Below are 14,001 nucleotides of genomic sequence, written 5' to 3' on the forward strand. Positions count from 1 at the left end.
GGCGGCGCTACGGGCTGTGCGGGGTAGGCAACGACAGCTTGCCCGCGATGCTGATCGGCCGCTGCCGCATCTGGATCGCGCCTTGCGACGACCGCTACGGAAACTCTCAGTCGCGAACGTCAGCCCCGCCAACGGAAGGCGGGGCTGGTAAGTTGATTGTCCCGGCAAGCTTTTTTGCCGGGGCGATTGGCCTAGGCAGGCACAAAGCCAAAATAGGCTTTGTAGGAAGCCCCCTCGCCGGAAATCAGGGGCGTTTCCACTTTGAACCCAATCCCGCTGAAGGTGGTATTGTTCGTACGTGCCGCGAGCAACACCATCTGCCTTGCGGAGATGGTCACTGTCGCGCTCCCGATCCTGTCATCGCCCCAATCGAAGAGATCGCTGATGGCGCCGCCGATCGATGGCATCAAGGATCCCAGGGCCGGGCCGGCTATCGCGGCAATGATAGGTCCTGCCACCGGAATGAGGCCCAAAGCCAGCGTACCCGCCGTATGGACGCCCATCACGACCTTCTGCACTTCGTCCTTGTACTTGTTCGGATCGCCGAAATCATTTTCCATCAGCACCGTACCGATATTGATGCCGTAGGGCTTGCCTCGATAGACCTCCATCAGGTCGGGTCTCGTATCTCCCGCATCGACGTCGCCATAGACCTGGCTGCGCTTGGTGTCGGCGATCTGCGGCGTTGCCACGCTGACGATGACATAGGGCTCGTCCGCACCACCCGGCCCCTGATCCCAGTCGGTCTCGCCGAAGCAATGGAGGCCGGTATAGTGGACGACGACGTCTCGAAGGTCGATCGCGCCGGTGTCGGGCCACCAGTATATGCCGCCGTTTTCAAACAGATTGGCGCGGCCTCCTTCGGCAAATTCGGTCTCGTCGGTCGTGGGATAACCCAGATATGACTGTTCCCAGCCCAGGCTCTCCCACTTCTTGCGGATGTCACCGTACACCACGTTGGCTCCTGTGTTCGGTGTCCAGTAGATCGAGCCGGCATTGGCAAAATGGTTGTAGCGCCCGACGCCGTCGGGAGTTCCGGTTTCGTCGGTGACCGGATAGCCGAGAACCGAGCGCTCCCAGCCCATTGCTGCCCATTTGCCGCGAATTGCCCCCCAAATCGCTTGAGCACCGGTGTTCGGTGTCCAGTAGATCGAAGCGGTATTGTTGTTGAAGTGATTGTATCGGCCGACGCCGTCGGGAGTTCCGGTTTCGTCGGTGCAGGGAATGCCCCACGCGAGACCGCCAAGCGCAATCCACTTCCTATAGATTTCGCCATGGATCTCAAAGGCGTCGTGCATGGCATCGTTGTAACAAATGCATGAGCCGTTCTTGAGATACCAGGCTTTTCCAGTGTCCTTCCTGTCGATCTCGGCGAAGCCGGCGCCTCCAAGGGAGTTGTACTTTTGCTGTATGACAGCTTCGGGCGAGAGGAGCGACCAAGGCCCGATCCTGAGCTGGTCGGAAAGTCTTGTGGCTCCAGCGCGGATGGTGCCGGCACGCACTCTCGAAGTTGCTCTGGCAGTATACGGCATGACCTTTTCCTTCCTGTGAGTGTTGGTATCGGGGGCTTCAGGCCTCCGGCGATCGGTTTTGATCGACGGGCCGAGGTTCCCAGACCGCGACTTACGGACGGCTTACGGAGTTCCGAGCTGCGCCAGAGCAATTCCAGGAAAAGTGTGGAACGGTTTTCCGTCCGGAATTGCGCAAAAAATAAAGAGATAGAGCGGTTCGGCGTTTCCGTGAAACGAACCGGTCTAGAGAAACGGGCGCACGAGCGAACGCAGCAAAGGCGAGGGCTCGTCATCGCCGGTCGAAGCGAGCGCGCGTTCATAGCGCCGGTAATCCTCGATGGCGCCGGCCTGGTCGTTCCTGGAGAGGCTCTCCTGGATGAGCGTGCCATGGAGTTTGGCCGATTCCGGGTAGAAATCGAGCGCACGCCGGCACGCCTGGCGTGCCCGATCCGCGTTGCCTTGGCTCTGCCAGTGTTTGGCGATCCGCACGGCAAGCTCCACCAACCCGTCCCGCACCCGGTCGGCCGCGGCGTTCGACCAGGCGGGCGTCGGGCCATTCGAGAAAAGCGGGCCGACAAAGCCTTCCAGCAGCATCTCCTGCTCCTCGATTGCGCTGTCTCTTTGGCCCGACAGAACGGGTTTCAGCCGGTCTTCCCAATCCTGCAGATCGATCCAGACCTTGTCGGCAGCGAGCCGCAAACGGCCTTCTCTCAGCGTCACGAGTTCGCCTTGCCCGAGCAATTTGCGCAGACGATGCAGCGCCTGCTCCAAGGCCGCCTTGGCCTGGTCGCCGTCGAGGTCGGGCCAGAGCCAATCCTGCAGGGTTTCCACCGAACAGACCTGGTCCCTCGACAGGCAGATAATGCGCAATATGTCGAGCGCGCGGGTAGGTTTGGCACCGGGCGCGACCTCGGCGCCATCGATTTCGAGGCGGAAGCCTCCCATCAAGTGGATCCTGAGCGGCCAAGGCCACTGGGCGGGTCGGCCGACGGGCGGGACCAGATATCGCGCCCGAACGACGCGGCGGCAGAGATCGACGTCGATCTTTCGCTCCAGCGCATCGGCGACCAGATCGGCCAATATGTCCGGCAGGTTGAGCAGGATTGCGGAGGGGTTGACCTGGCGCAACACCTCCATGAATTCAGCCAGACGAGTGCCATAGGACGCGCCGCCGTTCCACTTCTGCTCCAGGGCCTGAGCGGCCAGAATGTTGAGTTCGACGCGCTGGCGAGGGCCGCCGCTCAGCCTTTCGACGATCTCCTGGAGTAGCGCAATGGCCTCCGCTGGACGCCGATCGGCCAGCAGGACCTGGTATTTGGTGACGTAATGCGGCCAGCGTTCGATCATCGGCTCATTCGCCCGCTCGATCGCATCCATGAAGGCATCGCAGTCGAGATAAGCCTTGACGAAGTCGCCGTTGCGCGTGTGCATTGCCGCGTGGCAGTCGGCGACTACAGCGACCTGGGTTGTGAACCTGCTGTCCGCGATCTCGCCCAGCCGGGAGACAAGCGCATTGAATTCCGAGAACCTGTTGTGAAGCTTCATCAGCAATTGAAGCTGATAGAGGGCGCTGAACTCGACGCCCCGTAACGCGTGCTGCTCGCCTATCGCCGTTGCGCGTCGCAACGCATCCTCGGGCGAGGCATAGACAAAACCGCGCCGCGAATACGGGAAGTAACGGCCGCTGGCCGAGCCAAAGGACACCAGCCACATGCCGAGCACCAGCGGCGGGATATCCGGATTTTCGAGATCGGCGGCAACGCTGTCCACGGCATTGGCAAAAATGTCGCGCTGCCCCGACGAGGTCGCGTAGTCGATGAGCGCTTCGCTTGCCAGCAGGCGCAACTCGACCGAATCCTCGATCGGCAGATGTGTCAGGCGCTGCTGGATATCATTCACGAGGCGCTTCGCGTCATGGGCGTCGAATTCGCCAGGTTCGGCGAAATCGACGGCCCGCAGGATGCCGAGCCTGACCATCATGAGTTCCTCCGGATCCAACTCCGGCAATCCCTTGGCAAGAACCTGTGAGGCTCGGCGCGTCCAATCCGCCAGCCCCTCATGCGTACGCCAGCTGGCGGTCTTGACTACGACCGCCCGCGCGACCGTCAGGCATTGGCCGCGCATGTCGGTGTTCTCGAATGCTTGCCAGGCCTTGGAGAAGTGCGGTTCGGCCTTCGCATCGTCCGATGCGAAGGCGACGCCCAGCCAATAATGGACCCACCCGTCCATCTGGTCGGGGGGCAGCCTGTTGCACCATTCGACGAAGCTGGCCCTGCGCCCTTGCGAGAGAACGCCGTTAGCGCACTCCAGAATGAGCTGGCGTGCCAGCGGCCAGGCGCCCGCCTGCAACGCCAGCACGATTGCCGCATCGGTTTTGTCTGCCTCGTGCAGGACCTTTGCTGCCTGCTCGCGCAGCCTGGAACGGTCCGCTTCCGTCACGCGCCGGTCCAGTAGGCCGGCAAGGTATTCGCGCAACAAGTCATGCAGCTGGAAGGCGGCGCCGCCCGGACCGTCGCGCGTGATCAGCAGCTGGCGATGCTGCAGCCGCACCAGCAGGCGAGCAGCCTGCGGCGAGCCCAGGAACGCATCGGCAAGCTCCGTGCTGATCTCCGGCAGAACGTTGAGCCTGATAAGCAGATCCTGGTCCTCCGGCGCGATGTCGCGCAGGAAATAACGTCCGACAATCTCCCGAAGGCCGGCGCCTCCGGCAAGGCCGGTCTGCGAAAGCGGGTAGTACATTCCGGCGTTGGCCAGCAGGAGAAGCCCCACCGCCCAGCCGCGCGCCTCCGAAATGTCGCCGACCTCGGACGGCGATTGCGAGCGGGCGGCGACGAGGTTGCGAGCCTCCGCAGGCGAAAACTCCAGCAGCGTTTGGTTGAGCACCGGCAACTGTCCCGACAGCACGAGGTCGGCGACATCGCCCTCGGGCAGCATCCGCGATGTGCAGATGCAGCGGACGGTGTTGGGGCGTTCGCGCAACAGGATCGCCAGCGTCCGGCGAAAGCCTGGCGCATCGGCACGATGCAGATCGTCGAGGACCAGGATCGTGCCCGGATCAAGCCGCGAGAAATAGGTGCGGAAGAACAGCCGCGCGAAATCGTCGGAATTGTCGGCATATTCCGGACCAAAGACCGGCATGCCGGCATGCCTGCCGTCGAGCGACAGCGTCAGATAGTGGAAAAGGCGCGCAACGTCCTGGTCCTCGGTGTCGACCCGATACCAGTTGTACGCCGATTCGCCTTGCTTCAGCCCGCCTTGTTCCAGCCCGCCGTGTTCCAGAAAGTCGATCACCGCGGTGGTCTTGCCGTATCCACCAGGCGCAGCCAGCCAGCATGCACCGCTGTCGAGGGCCTGCGAAAGCAGCGCCACTACGCGCGGACGGCTGACAATTCCCACTGGCCGGGGTGCCGAGAGCTTTGCTATCTCGCGCGGCGCGTCCCGGAAGGATTTATCCATTGTGAGGACTCTCGCAGCGCAGTCGCCTCGCGAAAACAGGCAATCGGTTCGCCCGCAACAACAAATCGCCGGCCGGCGTTGTGCTCGCCTGACGTGCCGTGCTCGCCGGCAAGGTCGCGCCTATCCCTTGTGCGACATGATATGCGAAACCCCGACACTCACGTCGGCGGTGTGTCTTGCCATCACTGCGTTCATTCGCATTGCAATCGTCGCATAGCCGTTTCGTTCGTGGTCGGTAACTTCCGAGGGCTTGAAGAGCCAAGGAAGGGGTGCAACCTGCGCGTCCTCGAAATTGGCCGGCAGCTTCGATGGCAAGGCCTTTTTTCCTAAAGGCAGCTCTAGCCCAAGGTCACTAAATTCGTCCTCGAGGCTGGCGTGCAGATGAGAAAGCACCACATAGATCGCCAGCTTTGATCTAGTCCTTTCTGTGTTGTTTTGATTGTACTCTTGAAGAACCTCATCGAACGATGGCGATACGTCGGTTTCAGCAGCGGTAGCTCGTGTTGCAACAGCACCGGCCAGGGCAGTCGCTGCCACTCCTGTAAGACCTACAAAATCACGTCTTGTCGTGCTGGTCATAGTGAATTCCCCTCGGTTTTGAAGACGGGCCAAGTCTGGCAAGGACGAGGCGCAGTAGCAATAGGCCGCATACGCTACTGGTGTAGAAGGCCTTTACGTCGCCGATGTGAATCCACCCGGCGATGACAGTGCCAAGCCGGCAGAGGCTCGCGATGCATTCGGTTGCTTCAGCTGAGGATAGCCATGGACTCCAAGCGGGTCTTCGGCATGCAACCAGGCAAGGGATTCTAAAAATCCGCTGGTGGAGCTGAGGAGGATCGAACTCCTGACCTCGTCATTGCGAACGACGCGCTCTCCCAGCTGAGCTACAGCCCCGTCCAGCGGATGGGGCTTTTATCGGCCGCTGCGGTTTCCTGTCAAGGCTGCGCTTGCTGCCGAAATGCCGTTCGGCCGTTCGTCCGGCTTCGCCATGCGGCGGAAGGCGGCTCTTGCCGCTTTCACCTACAGTGGCTACATGTCGGCAACAATCGGAGACCGGCATGATCGCCCTCATTCAGACCATTGTCATGGCGCTTGACCTTTACTGGTGGATCATCATCGCCTCGGCGATATTTTCCTGGCTCTACGCCTTCAACGTCGTCAACTCGCGCAACCAGTTCGTCGACACCATCAGCAACATGCTCTATCGGCTGACCGAGCCGGCGCTGCGGCCGATCCGCCGCTTCATGCCAGATCTCGGCGGCATCGACATCTCGCCGATCATCCTGCTGCTGATCCTGTTCTTCATCCGGCAGTTCCTGCTCACCACCGTGCTTTCGCTGGTCGTCTGAGTGCAGGCGTCCCATGAGCGCGCCGTTCCGCACGCGCGCCGACGGCATCGACCTGTTCGTCAGGCTGACGCCGAAAGCGGCGATGGACAGGCTGGAGGGCATCGAAACATCGGTGGATGGGCGAAGCTATCTAAAAGCCCGCGTCCGCGCCGTGCCGGAAAACGGAGCCGCCAATCGAGCGCTGGAAAGGCTGGTAGCTAAGGCGCTTGGCGTGCCGGCATCGGGCGTCTCGATCGCCGCCGGCGGCACAGCTCGGCTGAAGACGCTGCGCGTGCTTGGCGATCCCGCGGCGCTGGCGAAACGCATCGATACGCTGGGCACGCCTGCGCCGTGATCTCGGCTCGCTCATCTACCCCCTAAGAAAAAAGGCCGGGCTGAAAAGCCCGGCCAGATGTGAAGGTCGAAAACCTTCAGAGGGGAACGCGCCGGACGAAATGGGAGGAAACATCCGACGCGGATTGCATATGGGTTGGCGTCGACGACGTTTCAATGAGGTCGGAGGAAAGCTCAATGACCACTACTCGAGTTCTATTCTTCGATGTTCTGGGAACCGTCGTTGACTGGCGCAGCGGTATCGCAAGAGAGGCCGGCGCGTTCCTGGCGCGAAACGGTGCACAGCAGGTCGATCCCGGTGAATTCGCCGACGCATGGGCGTCGCGCTATGACGCCTCGACCGAGGCGGTGCGGACGGGGCAGCGGCCTTTCGTTTCACTTGACGTGATCAACAGGGAGAATCTGGACGCCACCCTCGTCCAGTTCGGGCTGGCCCCATCCGAGCTGCCGACCACCGAACTTGAGGAACTCAACCTCGCCTGGCACCGGCTGGAGCCGTGGCCCGATTCGCTGAAAGGTCTTGCGAGGCTGAAGGAGCGCTTCGTCATCGCGCCCTTGTCGGGAGGCAACACCCGGCTGTTGCTGGATATGGCCAAGTGCGCGGGCCTGCCTTGGGACACCGTCCTTGGCTCGGATGTATTCTGCACCTACAAGCCTGCGCCGCAGGCTTACCTCCGCGCAGTGGAGATCCTGGGGGTGCGGCCTTCGGAGGCCGTGTTGGTCGCCGCGCATAATGACGACCTGGCCGCGGCACGAAAATGCGGCATCGGAACCGCGTTTGTTGCTCGTCCAAATGAGCATGGCCCGGCGCAGACGACCGACCTCTCGCCTCTTGAGAGCTGGGACTTTGTGGCCGACGACCTTGTCCATCTCGCCCAAGTCCTCCCGTAGGCAGAGGCCAGCAACCTAGACGATGTCGTCGCGAATGCAGGCCTTCAGATGGCCGTCGGATGTCGCCCTCAGCGGCGGCACAGCCCCGGCACAAGCCTCCAGCGCGAACGGGCAACGGGTTCGGAAAACACAGCCCGACGGCGGGTTTGCCGGGCTTGGAATATCGCCCTTGAGCACTTGCCGTTCTTGCCTGGCCAGCGGATCGAGCGACGGAATGGCCGACAGCAGCGCGCGCGTGTAGGGATGCTGCGACCGGGCATAAAGCTCGGCCGCCGGCGCAACCTCCATGATGCGCCCGAGATAGAGTACGATGACCGTGTCGCAGATGTACTCGACGACAGCCAGATCGTGCGAAATGAACAGCATAGTCAGGCCGAGCCGGAGCTGCAGGTCGCGCAACAGATTGATGATTTGCGCCTGGATCGAGACGTCGAGTGCCGAGACCGGCTCGTCGGCAACGATGAATTCCGGCTCGAGCGTCAGCGCCCGGGCGATGCCGATGCGCTGGCGCTGGCCGCCCGAAAATTCATGGGCGTAGCGGTCATAGGCGTCGACCGGCAACTCGACCGCGGCAAGTGCCGTCTCGGCCTTCGCCCGCCGCTCGGACTTCTTGCCGATGCCTTGAATGTCCAGGCCTTCGGTGAGGATCTGCCCTATCGTCATGCGCGGCGACAGGCTGGCGAAGGGATCCTGGAAAATATACTGCATCTTGCGGCGCTGGCGGCGCAACTGGGCCGCACCCAGCCTAATGATGTCGGTGCCGTCATAGTTGATTTGGCCGGATGTCGGCTCGATCAGACGCAGCACCGAGCGGCCGATCGTCGTCTTGCCGGACCCGGATTCGCCGACCAGGCCGACCACCTGGCCACGCCCGATATCGAAAGAAATATCCTCCAACGCCCTTACGACGGGTCCGCGCGAGAACGCTGTCGGCGCAAAATGCTTGGTCAGGTTTTTGACCGAAAGGAAAGGAACGTCGGCCATCAGAGCTCCTCCCAACGCAGGCAGCGGCTTTGCTGGGTCCGCGTTGCCGCAAACAATGGAGGGACCGCGGCGCGGCAGGCAGCGATAGCCATCGGGCAACGCGGCGCGAAGGAACAGCCTTTGGGCAGCAAGGCGAGCGACGGAACATTTCCGGCAATGGTCGGCAGCGGCGTTCCCGCCGCCTTCAGCGCCGTGGCCTGTCCGAGCCGCGGCACCGAGCGCATCAACCCGGCGGTGTAGGGATGACGCGGACGGGTGAACACTTCGCTCACCGGACCTGTTTCGACGATACGCCCCGCATACATCACCGCTACCCGGTCGGCGATTTCGGCGACGACGCCGAGATTGTGGGTGACGAACAGGATGCCCATGCCGCGCTGCGCCCGCAGTTCGGCCAAAAGATCGAGGATCTGGGCCTGTATGGTGACGTCCAGCGCGGTCGTCGGCTCGTCGGCGATCAGCAAGCCTGGATCGCAGGACAGGGCCATGGCTATGGTAGCGCGCTGGCGCATCCCGCCCGAAAGTTCGTGTGGATATTGCCGCGCCCGCCGCTTCGGATCGGGAATGCCGACCTGTACCAGCAGCCGCACCGCGTCTGCTTCTGCCTCGCGGTGCGATTTGCCGAGATGGATGCGGATCGGTTCGGCGATCTGCTCGCCGATCGTGTAGACCGGGTTGAGGCTGGTCATCGGCTCCTGGAACACCATGCCGATCTCGTTGCCGCGTATCTTGCGCAGCGACTCGGCATCGAGGCTGGTCAGCTCGGTGAGCGTGCCGTTCTTGCGCCGCAGCGCGATCGATCCCTCGGCAATATGTCCGACCCTTTTCGGCAACAGGCCGATGATCGACAGGCTGGTGACGGATTTGCCGGATCCGGATTCGCCGACGAGCGCCACCGTCTCGCCGGAGCCGATCGTCAGGTCGACATCCGTTACCGCCGCGATGTCGCGCCCCGCGATGCGGAACACCGAGCGGAGGCCGGAAATCGAGAGGATCGGCGCGGCACTCAGCGGAGCAGCCCCACATCGCGAAGGATCATGTCGATCTTTGCGGTTTCCTCGTCGTTCAGGCTGCGCTGCGGCCGCGCCATGGTGTTCGAGGCGATGATGCCGAGGCTCTTCATCGCCGCCTTGAAGGCGCCGACGCCGGCCGAGCCGGCGCTGGTCCTGCCGAGCGAGATCCAGACGATCTCGAACAGTTTCAACAACCGCTCCTGCTCCAGGCGGGCTTCGGCATGCTGGCCCGCCTGCGTCAGCTTCCACAGCCTGACATAACCATGCGGGTCGACATTGGCGAGCCCCGGCACGACGCCATGCGCACCCATCGCCAGCACGCTATCGACCAGTATCTCGGAGCCGGTCATGCCGAAGAAGCCGGGGTCGTCGGCCATGTCCTTGAGCACGTAACGCAGATTGCCGTCATCGCCGCTGGAATCCTTGATGCCCGCGATGGCGCCTTCCCTGGCGAGGCCGACCGTGGTCTTGCGCTCCAGCTTGACGTGGACGCAGACCGGGATGTCGTAGGCGATGACCGGAATGTCGATCGCATCCTTGATATAGCGGAAGTGGTCGCCGATCTCCGGCTGGCTGGTGCGGGTATAAAACGGCGCGGTGACGACGATGGCGTCGGCGCCGGCCGATCTGGCGATCCGGGCGTGGTTGATGACGCGGTCGGTCGTCGGGTCGATGACCCCGGCGAAGATCGGAACCCGGCCGTTATTGACCTTGACCGCGTGCTCGAGGACGGCCCTGCGGCCCGCCTCGTCGTGGAAGACCACCTCGCTGGTCGAGCCGAGCACGAACAGCCCGTGAACGCCGCCGTCGAGCAGGTTCTCGATGGTGCGGGTGAACGACGGAAAGTCGATGCTGAAATCGGCATTGAGCGGGGTGACGACAGGTGGCACGACGCCGGTAAACAGGGGCATTTTGATGAACCTTTGAGGTCAGTTGAGATCGGAGCGGGGGTCGAATGCGTCGCGCAAGCCGTCGCCGATGAAGTTGATGGCGAGCACGGTGAGCACCAGTGCGGCGCCCGGGAACATCCATTGCCAGGGGTAATTTTCAAGCACGACGGTGGAGCGGGCGAGATTGAGCATGTTGCCCCAGCTGGCTTCGGGCGGTGCGATGCCGAGGCCGAGGAAGGACAGGCCGGCCTCGAGCAGGATGGCGTTGGCGATCTGCAAGGTGGCGTAGACGACCAGGATATCGATGCAATTGGGCAGGCCGTGCCGGAACAGCAGATGCGGCAGCCCTGCCCCCATGCCGCGGGCGGCAACGACGAAATCGCGCTCGCGCAGTTCGAGCAGCCGGGCGCGCACCATGCGCGACAGCACCGGCCAGGAGAGCAGCGAGATCACCAGTATGGTCGGCGCGATGCCGGTGCCGGCGATCGAAGCCAGCACCAGCAGGAAGATCACCGGCGGCAGCGTCATCGCCAGATCGACCAGGCGCATCACCGTGCCGTCGACGAGGCGCCCGCCAAAGCTGGCGACGGCGCCGACCAGGAAGCCGATGACGGTGGAGATGGCGACCGAGCTGACGGCAACCAGCAATGAGATCCGCCCGCCTTGCAGCAACCGGGCCATGACGTCGCGCCCGACGCCGTCGCTGCCCAGCCAATGAATGGCCGACGGCGCCTTGTTCATTGCTCGGAGGTCGATGGTGTTAGGACCGAACGGCCACCACAAAGGATACGTCGAAACCGCCAGCAGGATCGGGATGACGATCAAAAGCCCGGCACGCGCCGCGCGGTTTTCAAAAAAGCGGTCGAGCGCGCGGCGAAGCGGGCCTTTGGTTTGCGGCACGGCTGTCGGGTCAACTGTAGGATCTGGCGCCGTGATTGCCATCATGCCACCTGAATGCGCGGGTCGACGACGGCATAGACGACGTCGGTCAAGAGGTTGACCAGGATGACGCAAACGCCGATCACCAGGGTAGCGCCCATGATCACCGGGTAATCGCGGGTGCCGACGGCGTTGACCAGAAGCAGTCCCATGCCCGGCCAGTTGAACACGCTTTCCAGGAAGATGGCGCCGCCGATGGCGATGCCGACAGTCGAGCCGATCAAGGTAATGACCGGCAAGAGCGCATTGCGGGTCGCGTGCTTGATGATAACCCAGAACTCGCGCACGCCCTTGGCACGCGCCGTCCGCACGTAATCCTGGTTGAGCACTTCCAGCAGCGAGGCGCGCATGTAACGCATGATCAGCGCGGCATGGCCGACGGACAGCAGGCAGGCGGGCAGGACGAGGTGCGCAAGCACATCCGTCGCCGAGAACGGCGCACCCGCGGTCTGCATGCCGCCGGACGGCGCCCAGCGCAGCAGCACCGAGAAGAAATAGAGACCGAGCAGCGCTGTCAGAAAAGCCGGGCTGGAGATACCGATAAACGACAGCACCGACAGCGCGATGTCGGATGGTTCGTTACGGCGCACCGCGCTGAAAATGCCGGCGGAAATGCCGAGCACGATGGCGATCGCCAGGCCCGTACCCATCAGCAGCGCCGTCGGGCCGATGCGTTCCATGACCAGTGGCAGCACGGCAACGCCGCTGCGCTGGATCGAATAGCCGAAGTCACCGCTCAGCGCCGCGCGCAGCCAGGCGAGATATTGCACGGGAAGCGGCCGATCGAGCCCGAGCCGTTCGCGCAGGCCCTCGAGGTCGGAAGCCGACATGGGGACCGATGGGTTGATATAGGCGTCGATCGGATCGCCCGGCGCCAGCCGCAACAGGATGAAGATGAGGACGCTGAGCGCGACCAGCATCAGCAATCCTGTGGCGCTGCGGCGGGCGATGACGCTCAACATGGGCTTTCCGTGGCGGTGGCAGGCGGCGCCAAAGTGGTCCCGCCTGCTCGCTTGGTTGCGGGTTTCTTACTGGATGTCCCAGCGCTCGGGGTGAGCTGCGTAGGGGCCGCCGCCCGGCGCCGGCGTCCAGACGAAGTCATGCAGCTTGTTGGAGGCTACGCCATAGCGGTTGGCCACCCACAACGTCGCCCAGGGTAGCTCCTTGTTCATCACCTTGCAGACCCCCTGCCAGGATTGATCGAGCTTGGCCGGATCGGTTTGGCCTAGCGCGGCGTCCAATGCGGTGCTCAGATCGTCGAACTCGATGCGCATGGTGTTGAAGCCTGCCGGCGGGATCTGCGACTTGTTGAGGCCGGGATTGAGGCCGGCCGGGTTGGGGCCGTTCTGCAGGCCGGCATAGACCATCGGAAAGGCGTTCCAGTCCGGCGTGCCTTGCTTGTAGACGATGCCGTTGTAGGTCGGCGTATCGACGACCCGCGGCACCACATTGATGCCGACCTCGGCCAGCATCGACTGGACAGCGGCCATCACATTGGCCGCTTGCGGCGAGCCGTAATAGGTCAGCAAGGTGATCGGCTTGTCGCCGTTGATCTTGTCCCAGCCGGCCTCGCTCAGCAGCGCCTTGGCCTTTGCCGGATCGTAGGCATAGGGTTCGAGGCCTGCGGGAACGAGATGCGGCGCGACATAGCCGCAATTGGCTGGCTCGGCGGCACCGCCGTAGAGGCTGTCGATGATGGCGTTGCGATCGATCGCGTACATGATCGCCTGGCGGACACGGATATCCCTAAACAGGTCGACCTTCTGGTTCAGGCCGATATAGTTGACCACGTACGAGGCACCTTCGATCACCTTGAAATTGCTGTCGCTCTTGAACGATGCCGCATCGTCGGGCTCGACATAGGTGAACTGGATTTCGCCGGCACGGAGTGCGGCAACGGCCGCCGCCGGCGACTCGAAATAGCGGTTGATGAGCACGTCTACCTTCGGCTTGCCGCCGCGATAATCGTCATCGGCTGCCAGTTCGACATATTGGTCGGTCACGTAGCGCTTGAACTTGAACGGGCCGGTGCCGACCGGTGTGGTCGACCACCAGGTGCTTGTCGCCAGCGATTCCGGCGGCAGAGCGGCCAGGGCATGCTCCGGCAGGATCATCAGCTGCGAGAGGATGGATAGAAACGAGCCGTTCGGTTTCGATAGCTTCACCACTGCGGTGTGGTCATCCGGGGCATCGACCGAGGCGATGTTGGCGAGGCGGGCGGCAAACAGGCTGCCGGAGGCCTTGTTCTTGGCAAGCTCGAGGGTGAACTTGACGTCCTTCGAGGTGAACGGTTTGCCGTCATGCCAGGTCTCGTTGACCAGGTTGAACGTATAGCTCAGCTGGTCGTCGCTGATCTTGTAGTCCTTGGCGAGGTCGCCTTCGATATCGGCCAGCCCGGCATTGTAGATGACCAGCGGTTCAAAATAGGTGCTGAGCCAGGTGTAGCCGCCGGTCGCCACCAGCGGGTTGAAGTTCTTGGGAAAACCGCCGGGGCCGACGTCGAAGCCGCCCGCAATGGTCTTGGCGCTTTGTGCCTGGACACTGGTCAATGGGGCAATGCTGGCGAGCAGCAGCCCGGCGACTGAGAATGCGATGGTCCTGATACGCATGGTTTCCTCCCTTGGCATAGTCAGGT

At 62.9% G+C, this 14,001-nt stretch carries 12 protein-coding genes and 1 tRNA gene; 3 read left to right on the top strand and 10 right to left on the bottom strand.

The window, feature by feature from the left end:
• Nucleotides 1-191: 191 nt before the first annotated feature.
• The 4 genes from NKI52_RS02560 to NKI52_RS02575 form a co-directional block, all read right to left on the bottom strand.
• The gene (locus tag NKI52_RS02560) at nucleotides 192-1,532 is read right to left on the bottom strand and encodes an LGFP repeat-containing protein (protein WP_352569481.1); all 1,341 of its coding nucleotides are present in this window, start codon (nucleotides 1,530-1,532) and stop codon (nucleotides 192-194) included.
• Nucleotides 1,533-1,754: 222 nt separating this feature from the next.
• On the bottom strand, nucleotides 1,755-4,967 hold the full coding sequence (locus NKI52_RS02565; protein ID WP_352569480.1) for an AfsR/SARP family transcriptional regulator: 3,213 nt from the start codon (nucleotides 4,965-4,967) through the stop codon (nucleotides 1,755-1,757).
• Nucleotides 4,968-5,087: 120 nt separating this feature from the next.
• Nucleotides 5,088-5,546: a hypothetical protein gene (locus tag NKI52_RS02570; protein WP_352569479.1), complete on the bottom strand. Its 459-nt coding sequence runs from the start codon at nucleotides 5,544-5,546 to the stop codon at nucleotides 5,088-5,090.
• 239 nt (nucleotides 5,547-5,785) lie between these two features.
• Nucleotides 5,786-5,861 (bottom strand) — tRNA-Ala (locus tag NKI52_RS02575).
• 164 nt (nucleotides 5,862-6,025) lie between these two features.
• On the opposite strand from NKI52_RS02575, the gene NKI52_RS02580 reads away from it, so the two are divergent.
• The 3 genes from NKI52_RS02580 to NKI52_RS02590 all read left to right on the top strand — a co-directional run bounded on the left by NKI52_RS02580 (nucleotide 6,026) and on the right by NKI52_RS02590 (nucleotide 7,540).
• Nucleotides 6,026-6,316 (top strand): YggT family protein, encoded by a 291-nt coding sequence (locus NKI52_RS02580; RefSeq protein ID WP_023678162.1) that lies wholly within the window; start codon nucleotides 6,026-6,028, stop codon nucleotides 6,314-6,316.
• Between the two features lie 13 nt (nucleotides 6,317-6,329).
• Entirely contained in the window at nucleotides 6,330-6,650 is a 321-nt protein-coding gene (locus NKI52_RS02585; RefSeq protein ID WP_352681857.1) for a DUF167 family protein, read from the top strand.
• Between the two features lie 176 nt (nucleotides 6,651-6,826).
• Entirely contained in the window at nucleotides 6,827-7,540 is a 714-nt protein-coding gene (locus NKI52_RS02590; protein WP_352696929.1) for a haloacid dehalogenase type II, read from the top strand.
• Between the two features lie 15 nt (nucleotides 7,541-7,555).
• Here the strand turns inward: NKI52_RS02590 and NKI52_RS02595 are convergent, their stop codons facing one another.
• The 6 genes from NKI52_RS02595 to NKI52_RS02620 all read right to left on the bottom strand — a co-directional run bounded on the left by NKI52_RS02595 (nucleotide 7,556) and on the right by NKI52_RS02620 (nucleotide 13,975).
• A complete protein-coding gene (locus NKI52_RS02595) occupies nucleotides 7,556-8,524 on the bottom strand; it encodes an ABC transporter ATP-binding protein (RefSeq protein WP_352696931.1) in 969 nt (322 codons plus the stop codon).
• On the bottom strand, nucleotides 8,524-9,534 hold the full coding sequence (locus NKI52_RS02600) for an ABC transporter ATP-binding protein (protein WP_352697076.1): 1,011 nt from the start codon (nucleotides 9,532-9,534) through the stop codon (nucleotides 8,524-8,526). The genes NKI52_RS02595 and NKI52_RS02600 overlap by 1 nt, the downstream gene beginning before the upstream one ends.
• Complete coding sequence (locus tag NKI52_RS02605) at nucleotides 9,531-10,448, bottom strand: dihydrodipicolinate synthase family protein (protein ID WP_352451273.1); 918 nt, start codon at nucleotides 10,446-10,448, stop codon at nucleotides 9,531-9,533. The genes NKI52_RS02600 and NKI52_RS02605 overlap by 4 nt, the downstream gene beginning before the upstream one ends.
• 18 nt (nucleotides 10,449-10,466) lie before the next feature.
• On the bottom strand, nucleotides 10,467-11,372 hold the full coding sequence (locus NKI52_RS02610) for an ABC transporter permease (protein ID WP_023678168.1): 906 nt from the start codon (nucleotides 11,370-11,372) through the stop codon (nucleotides 10,467-10,469).
• Nucleotides 11,369-12,328 (bottom strand): ABC transporter permease, encoded by a 960-nt coding sequence (locus NKI52_RS02615; protein ID WP_352696933.1) that lies wholly within the window; start codon nucleotides 12,326-12,328, stop codon nucleotides 11,369-11,371. The genes NKI52_RS02610 and NKI52_RS02615 overlap by 4 nt, the downstream gene beginning before the upstream one ends.
• A 66-nt stretch (nucleotides 12,329-12,394) precedes the next feature.
• Nucleotides 12,395-13,975 (bottom strand): ABC transporter substrate-binding protein, encoded by a 1,581-nt coding sequence (locus NKI52_RS02620; protein ID WP_023678170.1) that lies wholly within the window; start codon nucleotides 13,973-13,975, stop codon nucleotides 12,395-12,397.
• Nucleotides 13,976-14,001 lie beyond the last annotated feature (26 nt).

Source organism: Mesorhizobium sp. M0590 (assembly GCF_040320905.1).
In the GTDB taxonomy this organism is placed as follows: domain Bacteria; phylum Pseudomonadota; class Alphaproteobacteria; order Rhizobiales; family Rhizobiaceae; genus Mesorhizobium.